Origin of the sequence: Plasticicumulans lactativorans, from assembly GCF_004341245.1 — a bacterium.
GTDB lineage: Bacteria > Pseudomonadota > Gammaproteobacteria > Competibacterales > Competibacteraceae > Plasticicumulans_A > Plasticicumulans_A lactativorans.
In genome coordinates, this window is the sequence record NZ_SLWY01000034.1 from 1 (window position 1) to 17,290 (window position 17,290).

The 17,290-nt window shown below is 61.5% G+C and carries 12 protein-coding genes; 8 read left to right on the top strand and 4 right to left on the bottom strand.

Annotated elements, in window-relative coordinates:
* The 3 genes from EV699_RS18945 to EV699_RS18955 all read right to left on the bottom strand — a co-directional run.
* A partial coding sequence (locus EV699_RS18945; protein WP_132545768.1) for a TIGR03745 family integrating conjugative element membrane protein occupies nucleotides 1–251 on the bottom strand: 251 nt, incomplete at its 3' end.
* Between the two features lie 22 nt (nucleotides 252–273).
* Entirely contained in the window at nucleotides 274–513 is a 240-nt protein-coding gene (locus tag EV699_RS18950) for a TIGR03758 family integrating conjugative element protein (protein ID WP_003140997.1), read from the bottom strand.
* Complete coding sequence (locus EV699_RS18955; protein ID WP_132545770.1) at nucleotides 510–875, bottom strand: integrative conjugative element protein, RAQPRD family; 366 nt, start codon at nucleotides 873–875, stop codon at nucleotides 510–512. Before EV699_RS18955 ends, EV699_RS18950 begins: the two co-directional genes overlap by 4 nt.
* Before the next feature lie 223 nt (nucleotides 876–1,098).
* Here EV699_RS18955 and mads1 point away from each other — a divergent pair, with 223 nt between their 5' ends.
* The 8 genes from mads1 to EV699_RS18995 all read left to right on the top strand — a co-directional run bounded on the left by mads1 (nucleotide 1,099) and on the right by EV699_RS18995 (nucleotide 16,696).
* Nucleotides 1,099–1,299, top strand: a complete 201-nt coding sequence (mads1, locus tag EV699_RS18960) for a methylation-associated defense system helix-turn-helix domain-containing protein MAD1 (protein WP_031653361.1) — start codon at nucleotides 1,099–1,101, stop codon at nucleotides 1,297–1,299.
* 58 nt (nucleotides 1,300–1,357) lie between these two features.
* On the top strand, nucleotides 1,358–4,237 hold the full coding sequence (locus EV699_RS18965; protein WP_132545772.1) for an SNF2-related protein: 2,880 nt from the start codon (nucleotides 1,358–1,360) through the stop codon (nucleotides 4,235–4,237).
* 80 nt (nucleotides 4,238–4,317) lie between these two features.
* Nucleotides 4,318–5,304 carry an AAA family ATPase gene (locus tag EV699_RS18970; RefSeq protein ID WP_132545774.1) on the top strand — a complete coding sequence of 329 codons (987 nt, stop codon included), beginning with the start codon at nucleotides 4,318–4,320 and terminating at the stop codon, nucleotides 5,302–5,304.
* A 164-nt stretch (nucleotides 5,305–5,468) separates the two neighbouring features.
* Complete coding sequence (locus EV699_RS18975; RefSeq protein WP_132545776.1) at nucleotides 5,469–7,670, top strand: S8 family peptidase; 2,202 nt, start codon at nucleotides 5,469–5,471, stop codon at nucleotides 7,668–7,670.
* Nucleotides 7,670–9,475, top strand: a complete 1,806-nt coding sequence (locus EV699_RS18980) for an AIPR family protein (protein WP_132545778.1) — start codon at nucleotides 7,670–7,672, stop codon at nucleotides 9,473–9,475. The genes EV699_RS18975 and EV699_RS18980 overlap by 1 nt, the downstream gene beginning before the upstream one ends.
* Before the next feature lie 10 nt (nucleotides 9,476–9,485).
* Nucleotides 9,486–11,219 (top strand): site-specific DNA-methyltransferase, encoded by a 1,734-nt coding sequence (locus EV699_RS18985; RefSeq protein ID WP_132545780.1) that lies wholly within the window; start codon nucleotides 9,486–9,488, stop codon nucleotides 11,217–11,219.
* Nucleotides 11,219–13,954 carry a DEAD/DEAH box helicase gene (locus EV699_RS18990; RefSeq protein WP_132545782.1) on the top strand — a complete coding sequence of 912 codons (2,736 nt, stop codon included), beginning with the start codon at nucleotides 11,219–11,221 and terminating at the stop codon, nucleotides 13,952–13,954. Before EV699_RS18985 ends, EV699_RS18990 begins: the two co-directional genes overlap by 1 nt.
* A gap of 114 nt (nucleotides 13,955–14,068) precedes the next feature.
* The gene (locus tag EV699_RS18995) at nucleotides 14,069–16,696 is read left to right on the top strand and encodes an AAA family ATPase (RefSeq protein WP_132545784.1); all 2,628 of its coding nucleotides are present in this window, start codon (nucleotides 14,069–14,071) and stop codon (nucleotides 16,694–16,696) included.
* A gap of 91 nt (nucleotides 16,697–16,787) precedes the next feature.
* On the opposite strand, the gene EV699_RS19000 is transcribed toward EV699_RS18995, so the two are convergent.
* Nucleotides 16,788–17,290 (bottom strand): TIGR03747 family integrating conjugative element membrane protein (locus tag EV699_RS19000; protein ID WP_132545786.1); only part of this gene is annotated, 503 nt, incomplete at its 5' end.

The following is a 17,290-nucleotide window of genomic DNA, read 5'->3' on the forward strand; positions in this document are numbered from 1 at the left end:
TATCGTGAGTAGCCCTGATAGCAGACACCGACGAACATCGAGGCGACCACGAGCAGCGCGAACAGCAGCACGATGTCGTAGCCGTAGAACTGCAAGGTCTGCAGGATGCCGCTGCCCTGGCCGCGCGATGGGTCTTCCATGGTCGGCAGGCCCTGCGCGAAGGCCGACAGCGGCAGGGCTGCGAGCGCCAGCGGCAGCAGCGGAGCGGCGATGCGGGACGGAATGCGATGGGATGTCGGTGACGTGTTCATGGCGTATGGCCTTTCGTGACGGTCAGGAGAGGAGGAAGAAGGTCAGCACCAGGTACATCGCCACGAAGCGCACGACGACGGCGAGGAACTGACGTTCAGTGATGCGGTGCTCGGCCCAGCCGACGTAGGCGGTGCGCATGGCCCACACGCCCCACAGCAGCAACACGGCGAACACGAAAGCGAGCACCACGGCAGAGACGGCCGAAGGCGCAAAGCCGCCGTTGGCCTGGAAGGCGGCGACCTGATCGGCAGAGGGCGTCATGGCGATGGCTCCTCGTCGTCGGCGCGGTCGCGGCGAACGTAATCGCCGGCCAGCGGGACGGGATCGCGCGGCTGGGCGCGCTGGGGCACGAGGTAGTCCTGCAGGCCGGCGCGAACGCGCATCAGGTCTGCGCGCAGTCGGGCGTAGTCGAAGTGGTAGCGGGCGCGTTCCTGCGGAGCGGTATTGGCGGCGTGCTCGGCGAGGCTGTCGATCAGGTCGAGTTGGCGGGTGAGCGCGGCGAGCTGCTCACGCTCCAAGGCGAGGCTGTCGGCAGCGACAGCAGGCTGCAGCGCCGAGAACAACACGGCCAACACCACGGCAAGCGCAGGCCATGCGGATGTGCGGCGGTTGGTCTGTCCCATCGTGCCATTCCCCGTTGAAGCGGATGGCCAGATGCTGTGGCGCGCTCTCGCTTTGCGCCGCAGGGAATGGGAACTATGGCATGACCGGATTTGTTGGTCGCGCTGGCCGGCATTCGCGCAATGCCTGGTGGATTTCTTGTTGGCTAGCGCCTACCACCCTTTGGTAGAATTGGGCAAACTTGGCAATCCAAAGTCACGAAAGACCAAACCAGATGGTTTTCAGATGAGTGAAGTCGAAAGCGAGATCCTGACGCTTGACGAAGTCGCCGCGTACCTCAAGGCGGGAAAACGGACGGTCTATCGCTTGGCCCAGAAGGGAGAGATTCCGGCGTTCAAGCTCGGGGGAACCTGGCGCTTTCGCCGCTCGGAGCTGGATCGGTGGATTGCCGAAAGCATCAACAAGAAGAAGCCGGAGGCCGAGTGAGCGCGGACCAAGCAAGCCGCCGAATCACGCTCGGGGAAGAACAAGGGGAGGATCGCCGTTGACAACGCAGCAGCTTCTGACGCCGCACCAGAGCCAGTACTTTGCTTGGCTGCTGACCAGGCGTGCAGCAGGCGACTCCGTGGAGTCGCTGGCTTCGACCTTGGTCGATTCGCAAGTCGATCTGAATCCCCATCAAGTCGAGGCCGCGCTCTTCGCTTGCCGAAACCCACTCTCACGTGGCGTGATCCTCGCCGACGAGGTTGGACTGGGCAAGACCATCGAAGCCGGCTTGGTCCTTTCCCAACGCTGGGCCGAACGGCGGCGGAAGGTGCTCATCATCGTCCCGGCGAACCTGCGTAAGCAGTGGCACCAGGAGTTGCAGGACAAGTTCGGCCTGCAAGGGCTGATCCTCGAAGCCAAAAGCTACAACGCGATCCGCAAGCAGGAGCGGCAGAACCCATTCCTGTTCGCGTCCGGCCCGATCATCTGTTCCTACCAGTTCGCAAAGGCCAAGGCCGACGACGTCAAGGGCATTGACTGGGACTTGGTCGTGCTCGACGAAGCGCATCGCCTGCGCAACGTCTACAAAACCAGCAACGTCATCGCCAAGACCCTCAAGGAGGCGCTGTCGCGCGTTCACTCCAAGGTGCTCCTGACCGCGACGCCGTTGCAGAACTCATTGCTCGAACTCTATGGACTGGTCAGCTTCATCGATGACCGCGTGTTCGGAGACCTTGATAGCTTCCGCTCGCAGTTCACTGGCAGGGAGCAATCCTTCAGCAGCCTACGTGACCGGCTGGCCCCCATCTGCAAGCGCACCCTGCGCAAACAGGTTCAGCCCTACGTTTCGTACACAGCACGCAGGGCCATCGTCGAGGAGTTCACGCCATCGAGCGAAGAGCAGGAACTTTCCAGGCTCGTCGCCGATTATCTGCGCCGCCCCAACCTCAAGGCCCTGCCCGACGGGCAGCGCCAACTGATTTCGCTAGTGCTGTGGAAGCTGCTCGCTTCCAGCACGCACGCGATCGCGGGTGCGTTGGAGACGATGGCCAAGCGCCTCCAGGGTGTGCTCGACAAAACCACCGAGGTTCCCGATCTGGCCGAGGAACTCGATGAGGACTACGAGTCGCTCGACGAAACCGCCGATGAGTGGAACGACCAAGGCTCAGACGTCGCAGCACCGAGCCACTTGGAACGCGATGCCATCGCGGAGGAGATCGAGGAGCTTCGCCACTTCAAAACGCTGGCAACCAACATCCGGGACAACGCGAAGGGCAAGGCACTGCTCACCGCGCTGGATCGAGCCTTCGCCGAACTGGATCGGCTAGGCGCGCCCAGGAAGGCCATCATCTTCACCGAGTCCAAGCGCACGCAGGAATACCTCCTCAACTTGCTGGCCGACACGCCATACGGCGACGGCATCGTACTCTTCAACGGCACCAATAGCGACCAACGTGCGCAGGCGATCTACAAGGACTGGCTGAAGCGCCACGAAGGAACCGACCGCATCACCGGCTCCAAGACCGCCGACACGCGTGCGGCCCTGGTCGAGCACTTCAAGGAGCGTGGCAAGGTCATGATTGCCACCGAGGCCGGAGCCGAAGGCATCAACCTCCAGTTCTGCTCGCTCGTCATCAACTACGACCTGCCGTGGAACCCGCAGCGCATCGAGCAGCGCATCGGGCGCTGCCACCGCTACGGTCAGAAGCACGACGTGGTGGTGGTCAACTTCGTCGACCGCAGCAATGAGGCCGATGCACGGGTGTATGAGCTGCTGTCGCAGAAGTTCCAGCTCTTCGAGGGCGTGTTTGGGGCTAGCGACGAAGTGCTGGGTGCCATCGGCTCCGGTGTCGATTTCGAGCGACGTATCGCCGAGATCTACCAGAACTGCCGAGAGCCCGAGGAAATCAAGTCCAGCTTCGAGCAACTCCAGCTCGACCTCTCCGGCGAAATCAACGAGGCGATGGTCAAGACGCGCCAGGTATTGCTTGAGAACTTCGATGAGGAGGTGCAGGAGAAGCTGCGCATGCGGGCCGACGACAGCCGCAACGCGCGCAACCGCTTCGAGCGCATGCTGATGGACTTGACCCGCGCCGAACTGGTCCATTGCGCCGCGTTCGATGACGACGGCTTCGATCTCCGCCACATACCGACTGGAGTCGAGCACAGCGGCCTCGCGGGCATCGAGCTGGGGCGCTACGAATTGCCCCGCCGCTCCGGCGACGCGCATCTATACCGCATCAATCATCCGCTGGCGCGATGGGGCATCGAGCAGGCCAAGGCTCGGGCACTCGACGGGGCTCGTCTTGTGTTCGACTACAACGCCTACGGTTCAAAGATCAGCACCCTCGAAGCCTATCGCGGCAAGGCCGGATGGCTCACCGTGAAGCTGGTCACGGTCGAGACACTCGGCAACCAGGAGCAACATCTGCTGGTTGCCGCGGGCACGACCGACGGCGTCGTGCTCGCGGAAGAAGACCCGGAAAAACTGCTGCGCCTGCCCGCGACCACGCAAGCAGCGAGTCTGTTCAACGCCCCTGATGCCCCCCTGCTGGCCGACGTGGAAGCCCGCAAGATCGCACTCCTGCGCGACGTCAACGAGCGCAACCTCGGCTACTTCGAGCAGGAAGTCCAGAAGCTGGATGCCTGGGCGGACGACCTGAAGCTGGGTCTGGAGCAGGAGATCAAGGAGATCGACCGCGAGATCAAGGAGGTGCGCCGAACCGCCGCGACCTCGCCGACGCTGGAAGAAAAGCTGTCATGGCAGAAGAAGCAGCGCGAACTGGAAGGCAAGCGCAGCAAGCTGCGCCGCGAACTGTTTGCCCGGCAGGACGAAGTCGAAGCGCAGCGCAATGACTTGATCAGCCAGCTTGAAGTGCAACTCCAACAGCAGGTCGAGGAGCGCACGCTGTTCACTGTCGAGTGGGAGCTGGTGTAATGACTAATCAAGTAGCACCGTTAGACCTGCGCATGACCGGGCCGCGGTTGACGCGTGTCAAGAATTGAGGAGAGCGAGATATGGCCAGCGGAAAATTACTGCGGCAACTCATCAAATCGGGAACGCAAGGCGATGCTTCGGGATTTCGCACAGCGTCCGAGGCAGTGATCAAAGAGGAGCGCGAGAAGAACCATCATCTGCTCGCAAATGACCTTGAGCGTTTGCTTTACGGCGATCAGGCAACGGTCGGGAAGGGTGCGCGGAAGCTGCAAAGTTTGCCCAGCCTGCCGACCAATAAAGATAACGGACTTGCGCTACTAGAAGAGCGTGCCGTGATTCGAGAGGAGAAAGACATCATTCTCTCGGATGCTTCGCAGTCGGCACTCGATGAAATCCTGATGGAGCACAACCGGACGGACGTGCTTCGATCCTATGGCCTGCAACCCGCGCAGAAGCTGTTGTTTTGCGGGCCTCCCGGCTGCGGCAAGACGCTGGCCGCCGAAGTCATCGCGCATTCCCTGTCCATGCCACTCGTCCTCGTTCGGCTGGACTCGGTCATCTCGTCGTTTCTGGGGGAGACGGCCGCTAATTTGCGCAAAGTGTTCGATTACGTCGCAACGCATCCCGTGGTCGCCTTGTTCGATGAATTCGACGCCCTGACCAAGGATCGTGGTGACAGCGCCGATCATGGTGAGCTCAAACGCTCCGTAAATGCCGTCTTGCAGATGATGGACGGTTATCGAGGCGAGAGCATCCTGATCGCCACCACCAACTACGAGACCTTATTGGACAAGGCGGTTTGGCGACGCTTCGATGAGGTTGTGCGCTTCGAGATGCCGAATCTGGAGCAGATCAAACGCCTGTTAGCTCTGAAACTCTCCGGCGTCCGCCGCAATTTCGAGCCCGACAATGGCCAGGTGGCATCCCTGTTCAAGGGCATGTCGCACGCCGACATCGAGCGGGTTCTCCGGCGCTCCGTCAAAGAAATGATCCTGTCCGGCCGGGAGTTCCTGGAGAAAAGCCACCTCGATACCGCGCTTGCCCGTGAGTATCGTCATAAGAGTTAAGGGATGGAGGGGGAGGCATGACCTATGAACACCTACGCTTGGAGCGAGAAGCGCCCTCAACGGAACGCCATCCGAGGCGTCATCCGGGAATTCGCCCTCCTGCCGATCCGAGAGCGCATGGTGCCACGTTAGCCGGGCGGCTTGGCCAAGCGCGGCAACGCGCGATGGCAGAGGACGTCGGCGGGTTCGATGACCGCAAGCTGCTCAAGATTCGGCTGCGCGCGGGCGACAAGAGCGTGCCCGCCTTCGATGCCATTCCTGGCGTGGAGATTGTCAGCCAGGAAGATGAATCCATCGTGCTGGCATTCGCCACTGATGACGGCTTGAGCGAGTTCGAGAGCCGCCTGGCCACCCTTGCACGTGATGGCGTTGTCACACGCAAGGAACTGTTCTACGTCATCGAAGACTTCGACCATTGGACGCTCCAGGACCGTACCGGCGCGGCCTTGCTTGAGCAAGGATTTCCAGCCACGCCAACCTTCATGCTCGATGTCGAACTATGGCCTCAGGAGCGACAGGACAAGCGCCAGCAAATGGTGCGTGCCTTTCTCGACTGGTTGCATGCACAAGGAATTGAGCGGCTGGACGACATCCAGCAACCCTCGCTCGTCATGGTCCGTGTGCGCTGTAACCGTGCACAGGCCGAGCAGATCTTGCACCATCGCGATGTGCGCACTGCCGACCTGCCGCCCCACTTGGGCGTGGCCGTCCAACTGCTTCATACCGACATCAACCAATTTCCTCCGATTGATCCCCCCTCTGACGATGCTCCGTCCATTGCCGTGCTGGATTCCGGCTTGACGCGTGGACATTCGTTGCTCGGCGCAGCGGTCGGCGACGCGCAGGGCTACCTCACACCGCATCGCAGTGCCGATGACACCGCTCCCCACTGGCACGGCACCTTCGTCGGCGGGCTTGCGTTGTACGGCGATGTCCAGAGCGTTATTCAGCAGCAAGGGCAGTTCGTCCCGCAGCTTCGCCTGTTCTCCGGCAAAGTGTTCGAAGACGACGGACAAGACCAAACCGAGTTCGTCGAAAAGGCGGTCGAGGAAGCCGTGCGCGACCTGCATGCGCAATACGGCTGCCGGGTCTTCAATCTAAGCTATGGCGACCTGAACAAGGTCTACGATGGCCGTCATGTGCGCGGGCTCGCCTACACGCTGGATCGGCTGACGCGTGAGCTGGGGGTCCTGTTCGTAGTACCAGCGGGCAATTTATTGTCATCCCAGTTGCCAGCCGATACACGCGCGCGTTACCCGGACTACCTATTCGAAGGCCACGCCCGCCTGCTGGACCCCGCCACATCGCTCAACGCCCTGACCGTTGGCGGCTTAAGCCTGAATGAGGCCACACGCAATGCACAGCGCCATCCCAACACGATTGAAGACCACGTGTTGGCACGGGCGGAGCAGCCGTTTCCATTGACTCGCAGCGGCCCTTCCGCCAGCGGCGCCATCAAGCCCGACGTGGTTGCGCATGCCGGCAACATCGCCTTACGACGCACCGGAGGTGGCACAGACCATGCCGGTCTGGGAGTGGTGTCGCTCAACGGCGGCTTTGCTTTGGGGCCGGCGTTCAAGGAAGACATCGGCACCAGCTACGCCGCACCCCAAGTCGCCCACCAAGCCGCGCGGCTACTGGCCGAAGTGCCCGACGCTTCGCCCAGCCTGCTGCGCGCACTGATCGGCGCCCATGCCCGCTGGCCCCAAGCCTGCGAAGCGCTGTTGAACCCCGGCAACAATGCTGAAGGCCGCGACAAACTCCTGCGCCTCGTCGGGTATGGGCGCGTGGACGATGCGGCGCTCTTCCGCTCACTTGATCACACCGTCACCCTGCTGGCCGAGGAGCGCGTCGGCAACGACCAGCACCACTTCTTCGAATTACCTTTACCAGACAGCTTCTGGGATGGTGGCCGCCGCACGCGTGAGGTGACCGTCGCGCTCGCCTACAGCCCTGCCGTGCGCACCACGCGGCTGGACTACCGCAGAGCCAAACTGTGGTTCCACCTGGTGACGGCTGGCAGCCTGGATGAGGTCACCCAAGCCTACCGGCGCAATCGGGAAGAAGGCATGGGCGAACGCGCCAACGGTCGCTGGCTACCCAACGACACCCGCAAGAACGGCACGTTGCAGGTTTCTCGATGGCGCTTCAAACAGGCGTTGGCCAACGGTCACAAGGTGTTCGTCGTGGTAACCCGACAAGACAGTCCTTGGTCCGATGGGCGCGATGGGGACGAGCCCTATGCCGTCGCCGTGGTGCTGGCGGATCGGGAGCAGGCCAACGCTCAGCTCTACGCCCAGGTGCGGGCGGCGCTGCAAGCCCGTGCCCAGGCACGCGCGCGTGCTCGGATTGGCGGGAGGGGCTGATGGCGGCGCTCGAATCTCAGTACATGACCATCCTAAAGAAGGTGCTCGCCGATCGCTTCGTTCCGTTCCTGCCGCCGTTGCTCGGCAACGCCAATCCCACCGATCAGGCGGCGAAGCAGCTTTCACGGGCTTTCAGCGCCTTCGTCCTCCACAAGCTGCTCGACATTACGCCGCAGGTGGCGGCCGCCTCGGTCGTGGACGACTTCAACGACAAAGGCATCGATGCGATCCACTATCACGCGCCCTCTGAGACGCTGTACCTGCTGCAAACCAAGTTGAAGGAGTCTGAGCAGTTCAAGCAGGATGAGGCGAACGCCTTTTGTGAAGGCGTGCGACTGCTGCTCAATCAGGACTTCGCGGTCTTCAACGCCAACGTCCAGGCGCGACAAGCTGAAATCGAGGGCGCACTCGATGCCTGTAGCCATATCCAACTGGTCGTCCCATATACCGGCGATGGAGTATCGACGAGCGCGACCGATGCGCTGGACGTGCTGCTCAACGACGACGACCTTGACGAAGAACGCCTGGCCAAGACGGTGCGGTACTACACCGCGGACGACATCACGCGTGACTTGCTGGGAGAGCAAGCTTATCGACCGGTGCATGCCGAGATCAGTCTGCATAAGCACCAGAAAGTCGAATCGCCAAAAGCGACGTACTACGGGATAGTACGACTCGCTGATTTGGTTGCTCTCCACAAAAAGGAAGGGAAAGCCCTCTACGAGCGGAACATTCGCTACTTCCTCGGCAGCAGCAAGTCGGACATCAACAAAGCCATCAAGGCTACGCTGCATGACCGCCCCGAGGATTTCTTCTACCTCAACAACGGCGTCACGGCGGTCTGCGATCAGGTTGATCCGAAGGGCAAGAATCCGACCAACGGCGCCAGGAAATTCAAGGTACGCGGCCTGTCCATCATCAACGGCGCGCAAACCGTGGCCTCGGCATCCGAGTTCGTAGACCAGCACCCTGGGACGAGCATCGACGGCGCCAAGGTAATGCTGACCCTGATAAAGGCGGCCGCCGAAGGGGAATTCGGCAAACGCGTTACCAAGGCCCGCAATCACCAGAACCCTGTCCAGTCTGCCAACTTCGCTTCCCTCGATGACAATCAGGAGCGTCTGCGCCAGGAAATTGCCCACCTGGGCTTCGAGTACCACTATCGGCCAGAGGCGATGACTAACGTTGGGGTCCAGGCGATCACCCTGGATGAGGCCTTGCGTGCCCTAGCGCTGCTGCAAAATGATCCGCGCTATCCAGTCTGGCTGAAGAGTGATCCCGCACGTTTGGCCGACCCGGACTCGGCTGAGTACCAAGCCTTGTTCACTCCCCAACTCACTGGCGCGGCGCTTATCAATGCCGTCCTGTGTTACCGGGCCATCCGGATTCTCATGCTTGCCAACGAGCAGATGGCGCCTGCCAGGAGTCAGGAACGCCTGGTTTACCGGCATGGCGGCCAGGCCATCACGGCCGTAATGATGAAGCGGCTACGCCGTCGCATTAATGGCGCCAATGCAGTTGATGCCAACACGATTCCACATCTGGTCAGCCAACCATTGGACCAACTTCGGCAAGAGGCTGCGGAACTTGCGAAAGATCGACTCAAGTTCGAGGGGCCATTAGCGTACTTCCGAAATCTAGAGCGCACGGTCCCATTCCTGATTGACTTGATGAAAAACCACTTTGGGTTGGTGAATTTTCAAACCGAAACAAATCCCGAGAAGCTACACAAGCTCGCGGCAGAGAAAAAAACTCTTGCACAAGACTTGGCAGAGCGCTTGTCGGTAGCAGCACCGCAAATATGAGAAGAACGCCATGAGCAAGCAAAAGCTAGAACTAACCTGGATTGGGAAGGAGAAGCGGCCCAAGCTGGAGCCGCGCATCCTGCTCGAAGACCCCGAGAAGTCGTATCACGCCATGCATCGCGTTTCCGACAACGACATCTTCGACAACCGGCTGATATTTGGCGACAACCTGCTGGCGTTGAAGGCGCTGGAACATGAATTTTCGGGGAAAGTGAAGTGCGTGTTCATCGATCCTCCCTACAACACGGGCAGCGCGTTTACCCACTACGACGATGGTCTGGAGCACTCGATCTGGCTTGGCTTGATGCGGGATCGGCTGGAAGTCATCCGACGACTTATGTCAGACGACGGTTCATTGTGGATCACCATTGACGACAATGAGGCGCACTACCTAAAGGTAATGTGCGATGAGATTTTCGGCAGGGCCAATTTCATTTCGAACGTTATCTGGCAGAAGAAGTTCGCACCGCAAGCGAATAGCGTATGGCTCTCAGATAGTCATGATCACGTTTTGCTTTACGCTAAGAATAGCGGCCAATGGCGGCCAAAGCTTTTGCCTCGTCACGAGGAGGCAAACGCGCGCTATAAGAACCCCGACAATGATCCTCGTGGACCGTGGATGTCCGACAACTTCACGATTAGCCTAACGGGCGGTCAACGTGGGGCGCAGTACGCGCGTACCGGCGAATCTGAGAACATTTATGAAATCGTGACGCCTGGTGGACGTCGAATTCTTCCTGCTGCCGGCAGGTGCTGGAGAACGACAAAGCCGCGCTACGAGGAGCTTCGTGCCGATAATCGTATTTGGTTTGGTGAAGATGGGAATAATGTTCCTCGCTACAAAACATTTCTCGCCGAAGCGCAAGACGGAATAGTCGCAAAGACGGTCTGGCTTAGAGAGGAGGTAGGCGACAACCAAGACGCGAAGCGTGAAGTGGCGAAATTCAATAGCAAGGACATTTTCTCAACCCCAAAGCCAGAGAAGCTAATTCATCGCATTCTGCATCTCTCAACAAGCCCTGGAGATATTGTTCTCGACTCCTTTGCAGGCTCTGGCACCACTGGCGCCGTCGCACACAAGATGGGCCGTCGCTGGATCATGGTTGAATTGGGCCAGCACTGCCACACGCACATCATCCCGCGCCTGAAGAAGGTGATTGATGGCGAGGACAAGGGTGGTGTCACGGAAAGCACGGCCTGGCAGGGCGGCGGCGGCTTCCGTTACTACCGCGTCGCGCCCAGTCTGATCGTCAACGACCGCTGGGGCAACGCGGTCGTCAATCCCGAATACAACGCTGCGCAACTGGCCGAGGCGCTGGCCAAGCTGGAAGGCTTCAACTACGCGCCGTCAGAAACGCACTGGTGGCAGCACGGCCACTCCAGCGAGCGCGATTTCATCTACGTCACCACCCAGAACCTGTCCGCTGAGCAACTGCAAGCCCTGTCCGATGAAGTCGGCTCGGAGCGGAGCCTGCTGGTGTGCTGCGCCGCTTTCCACGGAGTCACGGCGGCCAAAGCGGCAGAGCGCTGGCCGAACCTGACGCTGAAGAAGATCCCGAAGATGGTGCTGGCCCGCTGCCATTGGGGCCGTGACGACTACAGTCTGAATGTGACCAACCTGCCGATGGCGGAGATTGAGAAGGTCGAGCCTGCGGCCCCTGGCAATAGCGCCAAGAACATGAAGAGCAGAAAAGCGGCCCTCGCCAACGCGGGACAGGGCGGCCTGTTTGGGGAGAACGAATAATGAACGCCCGCGTCCTGCACGCCGTCACCGGTCGCCTGTCTCTTCGTCCGCCCCAGGCGGAATCGCTCATCAAGCTGGTTCGCGCGCTTGACGCCGCGCCCGAACTCTTGGGCCACGAGCGCGATGTCTCGGCGATTCTCTCCACACTGAAAGCCGAGTTCAGCACGCTGGAGGACTTCGAGCGCGAATTTCCATCGCTGTGCTTCGCGCTAGCCACGGGCGTGGGCAAGACGCGCCTGATGGGAGCCTTCATCGCCTACCTGCATCTGGCGCACGGCATCAACAACTTCTTCGTGCTTGCGCCCAACCTGACGATCTACAACAAGCTCATCACGGACTTCACGCGCAACACGCCGAAGTACGTGTTCAAAGGCATTGCCGAGTTCGCGCAGCAGCCACCGCTGATCATCACCGGCGACAACTACGACCAGACCGGCGCGGCGGTGGATGAGCAGTCGATGGGCTTCGCTCACGACGTACGTATCAACATCTTCAACATCTCCAAGATCAACTCCGAGGTACGCGGCGGCAAGGAGCCGCGCATCAAGCGGATGAAGGAAGTGCTGGGCGACAGCTACTTCAACCATCTGGCCAACCTGTCTGACCTGGTGCTGCTGATGGACGAGTCGCACCGCTACCGGGCCAGCGCCGGGGTGCGCTCTATCAACGAACTCCAGCCGCTATTCGGTCTGGAAGTGACAGCGACGCCGTTCATCGAGTCCAGCCGCGGGCCGGTGCCGTTCAAGAACGTGGTGATGGACTACCCGCTGGCACGGGCGATGGAGGATGGCTTCGTCAAGGAGCCTGCCGTGGTCACCCAGCGCAACTTCGACGCCAAGGCGCACACGCCCGAGGAGATCGAGAAGACCAAGCTGGAAGACGGCGTGCGCCTGCACGAGACGACCAAAGTCGAGCTGCTCACCTACGCCCGCGAGAACGGCGTCAAGCCGGTCAAGCCCTTCATGCTCGTCATCGCGCGCGATACCACGCACGCGGGGCAACTCTTGGCGCTTCTAGAGTCGGAAGCCTTCTACGAGGGGCGCTACCAGGGCAAGGTGATTCAGGTCGATTCCAGCCGTACCGGCGCGGAAGAAGAGGAGATGATCACGCGCCTGTTGGCCGTGGAGAGCGTGGATGAGCCGACCGAGATCGTGATTCACGTCAACATGCTGAAGGAAGGCTGGGACGTAACCAACCTCTACACCATCGTTCCGCTGCGCGCGGCTAATGCCCGCACGTTGATCGAACAGTCCATCGGGCGTGGCCTGCGACTGCCGTACGGCAAACGCACGGGCGTCGCGTCGGTGGATCGCTTGAACATCGTCGCGCACGACAAGTTCCAGGAGATCATCGACGAGGCCAACCGCGGCGACTCGCCGATTCGCCTGAAGCAGGTCATCCTCGATGCGCCCAGCGCCGACGACAAGAAGGTCAGCGTGCAGGTCGAGTCCGGGGCGGCGGCGCGTCTCGGTTTGACGGAAGCACCGGTCGTGATCACAGGGGCGTCAGCCACTGACAGTGGAGCGGAAATCCCCGCGCCCAAGCCGGTGTTCACCACGGAGGCAGAGAAGCAGGCCGCGCGTGTGGTCATGGACGTCATCGGCAAGTACGAGGTCAAGCGCGATCTAGTGCCCACCAGCAGTGCGCTGCTGAAACCAGAAGTGCAGAAGGAAATCCTCGCGGAGGTGGCGGAGCGGTTGAAGCCCCTGCAAGGCGAATTGCTGGCGGGCGTGGATGAATCAGTCCCCGCACTTGACTTGTCCGCCGTGGTGGCGAAAACAACCGAGATCGTGGTGCAGCAGACCATCGACATCCCGCGCATCGCGGTGGTGCCGACCGGCGAGGTCACGACCGGCTTCCACGCCTTCAAGCTGGATGTGAGCCAGCTCCATCTCCAGCCGGGCCAGCGCGAGATCGTCGGGCAGATGCTGCGGACCAACGAGCAGTTCACCCTGGCCGCCGAGGTCGGGCTCAAGGAGCAGCGCCCGGAGGACTACATCGTCCACGCGCTGGTGGACTTCGACGACGTCGACTACTTCACCCACGCCGACCTCCTCTACGACCTCGCGGGTCAGATGGTGCAGCACCTGCGCGGTTATCTGTCCGAGGACGAGGCCATCAGTGTCCTCGATCGTGACCGCCGGTTGATCGCACGGGAAATCCACGCGCAGATGATGGCCCACTTCTGGGAGGAGGCGACCGATTACGAGGTGCAGGTCAGTCGCGGCTTTACCGAACTCAAGCCGTGCAACTACACCGCCACCGCAGGCCAGACGGCCCACCACTTCCGGGAGACCGTGACCGAGACCAGTCGCATCAAGCAGATGCTCTTCGGTGGCTTCGCGCGTTGTCTGTACCCGCTGCAGAAGTTCGACTCGGATACCGAACGGCGCTTCGCCATCATCCTGGAGCGCGACGCGACGAAGTGGCTCAAGCCCGCGAAGGGGCAGTTCCAGATCTACTACAAGCTCGGCACCGAGCAGCCGGAATACATCCCCGACTTCGTCGCCGAGACGGACGCGACCATCCTCATGGTGGAGACGAAGGCACGTGCCGACATCAACACCCAGGAGGTTCAGGCCAAGGCCGCTGCCGCCATGCGGTGGTGCAAGCACGCTTCCGATCACGCGGCGAACGTAGGCACCAAGCCCTGGAAGTACCTGCTGGTGCCCCATGACGAGATCAACGAGTCGAAACGGCTCGCGGATTACCTGCGCTTTGAGGTCAAGGCGTAATTGAGTGGCCCTCGATCGACTTCGGTGAGCAAGAGCGATTCCGGCAAGGCACCCAGGCGGCGGGAAATCGCCGCTTCACGGGCATGATGAACCGGCAGGGAAGAGGAACAAGAAATGCAGAAGCCCGCCGCACAGCAGAAGACCGTATTAGAGACGATTCTGGACTGGTCAAAGGATCGTCCTCTCTGGCAGCGTGACGCCCTGCGCCGCATCATCGCAAACGGCCGTCTGACGGAGGCCGATATCGGCGAACTCGTGGACCTTTGCAAACAGGGCAAAGGTGCCCCCGCAGGCGCGCTGAAAGCGGTACCGCTGGAGAAGGCCCACCTTCCGGCCAACCCCGGTCAGACCGCCGCGGTATCGCTTCTGTCGATCGCCGACGTGACCGGCGTGAACAACCTTGCCGCCGGCCAGACCCTCGGCTTCGAGCCGAATGGAATAACGATCATCTACGGCGACAACGGTGCGGGCAAGTCCGGCTACGCACGAATCCTGAAGCGCGCATGTCGTGCAAGGCATGCCGGAAAGATCGAACCCAATGTGTATGCCGATCAGCCCCCGAAGCGCGTCGGCGCGAACATCGCGTACGGGGTCGGCGGTGTGCCGCAGCCGGTCGAACAGTGGCAGAACGGCGCAAATCCGCATGCAACGCTGTCAGCGGTGAGCGTGTTCGATAGCGACTGCGCCTCCGTGCATATCCGCGAGAAGAACGAAGTTGCATTCCGCCCCTTTGGCCTGGACGTACCGGATGAGCTTGCTGCAGCCTGCCAGGCGGTGAAGGATGCCCTCGCAGCTGAGCAGAAGCAGCTTGAGAAGGCCCGCAATCCGATCTTTGCGGCGCCGAACTGGAAGGCCACCACGGCCGTGGGGAAGGCGCTTGCCGCGCTGAACGCCAACACAGACGCAAAGAAGATCGAAGCCCTGGCGGCGCTCTCGGCAGACGAAAGCGCCCGTCTTGAGCGCCTGCGGGAAGACCTGTCGAAGAATCCGACCAAGGCAGCGGCGGAACAGACCGTCAAAGCCGACAACGTCATGCGGCTGATTGCCGCAGTGAACAGCGTTGCAGCCAGAACCACCGATGAGGAGCTGCTGGCAGCCGCTGCCCTCGCGAGGGACGCACGGTCGAAACGGGACGCTGCACGTCTTGCCGCGGAGAAGGCCTTCACGGGCGAACCCCTTGCCGGCGTCGGCGGCGAGACGTGGCGGGCGCTTTGGGATTCCGCCCGACGCTACTCGACGGAGATCGCATACCCCGGACAGCCGTTCCCGCCGTCGGCCGAAGACGCGCATTGCATGCTTTGCCAGCAGCCCTTGGAAGCTGAGGCACGTGCACGGATGGCACGCTTCGAGGACTTCATCCAGAAGGATACGGAACAGTTGGCACGCGAGGCAGAGAAGGCAGCTCAGACCGCACGGCAGACCATAGCTGCCGGGGCAATCGGCACACGGGCGGTGAAGGCCAGTCTTGATGAGCTGGGCCTCCAGAATGAGGTGCTGCAGCAGCAGACGCGCCGCTTCATCGCCGCAGCCCGGCTGCGGCGCCACGTTCTGCTCAAAGCCCTGGGCGGAAACGGCGAGGCACAGCTTCCGCCCGTTCCACTGTCGCCGCTGCCTGATCTCGGCCAGCTTCAGACCACGATCCGCAACTACGCCGCCGAGCTGCGCAAGTCCGCTGACGCGGATGAACGCAAGAAGCTCGAAGCCGATTTCGCCGAGCTGAGCGACCGGGCGCTGCTCGCCGGCATGCTGCCGGTCGTCACTGACGAAATCCAGCGGCTGAAGACAATCCAGTTTCTGACCGAGTGTGCGGGCGACACGGCGACGAACACCATCACCAAGATGGGCAACGACATTGCCGACACCGTGATTACGCCTCGGCTGCGCGACAGATTTCAGGAAGAGATTGTCAGGCTTGCGGCCTCTAAGGTTCGCGTCGAAATCGTGCGCTCCGGCGGCAAGTACGGCTCACCGCAGTACCAGGTGCGACTCTTCGCCAAGCCGGATGCCAAGGTCCACGAAATCCTGAGCGAAGGGGAAAAGACCTGCGTGGCACTGGCCGCCTTCATGACCGAGCTTGCCACCGCGATGCACCGCTCTGCTCTGGTCTTCGATGACCCGGTGTCCTCGTTGGACCATCGCTGGCGTGGGCAGGTGGCCAAGCGTCTCGTGGAAGAAGCGGAGAACCGTCAGGTCATCGTCTTCACGCATGATCTGGTGTTCGTGAACGATCTGAATGACCACGCGACGAAGACCGGGCGGACAGTGCGGCTCACGACGCTCAGTCGTGGCGCCGCGGGAGCCGGTATGGTGGCCGACGGCCTGCCCTGGAAGGCCCAGAGCGTCGAAGATCGCATCGACAAGCTGGAGAAGGCGGCACGTGCGGCAAAGCTGCTGCATGACAACAACCAGGAAGACGAGTACGCGGTCGAGGTGGCAAAGCTCTACAACGCGCTGCGCGCCACATGGGAGCGCGGCCTGGAGGACATCGCTTTCGTCCGCGTTATTCAACGCCACAGGGACTACATCAACGCCAAGGGCCTGAAGAAGGTCAGTGCGCTCACCGAGGCTGACTGCGATGGTTTCGCCGCCGGATTCAAGAAGTGCTGCGACATTGTTGACGCACACGATCCATCCAGCGGTAGGAATGCCGCGCCGCCACCACCTGCTGATCTCTTTCAGGACATCCAGGCTTTGAAGGACTGGGCCGCGTCTCTGCGAGACAGGCAGAAGAAGATTGCTTGAAACGTATTCGTTCACGCCAATGCTGACGTTCTTGACGAGGCAGAGAACCGAAACTGTGGCATCGTTCATCTGACCTGGCGCAGGGCGGCAGCTACAGGTACTTCTTGAACGTCGCCGCCGCGATGCACACCGCCACGCCGAGCAGTGCGGCGCTGGGCAGCAGGATCAGCAGCGGGTTCACGCTGACCGGCAGTGCCAGGTAAGTCACCCACGGCAGTACGGCCAGCGGGATCAAGCTGGCCCTGGCGCGGTGATAGATGAACCCCGACTCGCGTCCCGCGCCGAAGCGGCGGATGTCCCGGCGCACCAGGCCGTCCACGAGGCCGACGAAGGCGGCCATCAGGAACAGTGGCAGGGTCAGGCACAGCACCAGCAGCCGAACGAGGAAGACCAACGTCGTGTAGGCCCAGGCGATCAGGTAGCTCTCCACGCTCACGTAGACCAAGCCGATGTAGTAGCGGAAATCCTTGGTCGGGCGATGGCTGCCGGCGCTGGCCTGCGCCGAGGCGTCGCGTATCCAGTCCAGCAGACCGCTTTTCACGAACAGCCAGTCGTAACCCTGCTCGACCAGCCGGTGCGCGGGGCGCCCCGGCT

What these genes read in the sequence shown, in the direction of transcription:
- EV699_RS18955 (WP_132545770.1), bottom strand. Translation starts at nt 875, where the DNA reads ATGGGACAGACCAACCGCCGCACATCCGCATGGCCTGCGCTTGCCGTG.
- mads1 (WP_031653361.1), top strand. Translation starts at nt 1,099, where the DNA reads ATGAGTGAAGTCGAAAGCGAGATCCTGACGCTTGACGAAGTCGCCGCG.
- EV699_RS18950 (WP_003140997.1), bottom strand. Translation starts at nt 513, where the DNA reads ATGACGCCCTCTGCCGATCAGGTCGCCGCCTTCCAGGCCAACGGCGGC.
- EV699_RS18970 (WP_132545774.1), top strand. Translation starts at nt 4,318, where the DNA reads ATGGCCAGCGGAAAATTACTGCGGCAACTCATCAAATCGGGAACGCAA.
- EV699_RS18985 (WP_132545780.1), top strand. Translation starts at nt 9,486, where the DNA reads ATGAGCAAGCAAAAGCTAGAACTAACCTGGATTGGGAAGGAGAAGCGG.
- EV699_RS18975 (WP_132545776.1), top strand. Translation starts at nt 5,469, where the DNA reads ATGGCAGAGGACGTCGGCGGGTTCGATGACCGCAAGCTGCTCAAGATT.
- EV699_RS18990 (WP_132545782.1), top strand. Translation starts at nt 11,219, where the DNA reads ATGAACGCCCGCGTCCTGCACGCCGTCACCGGTCGCCTGTCTCTTCGT.
- EV699_RS18995 (WP_132545784.1), top strand. Translation starts at nt 14,069, where the DNA reads ATGCAGAAGCCCGCCGCACAGCAGAAGACCGTATTAGAGACGATTCTG.
- EV699_RS18980 (WP_132545778.1), top strand. Translation starts at nt 7,670, where the DNA reads ATGGCGGCGCTCGAATCTCAGTACATGACCATCCTAAAGAAGGTGCTC.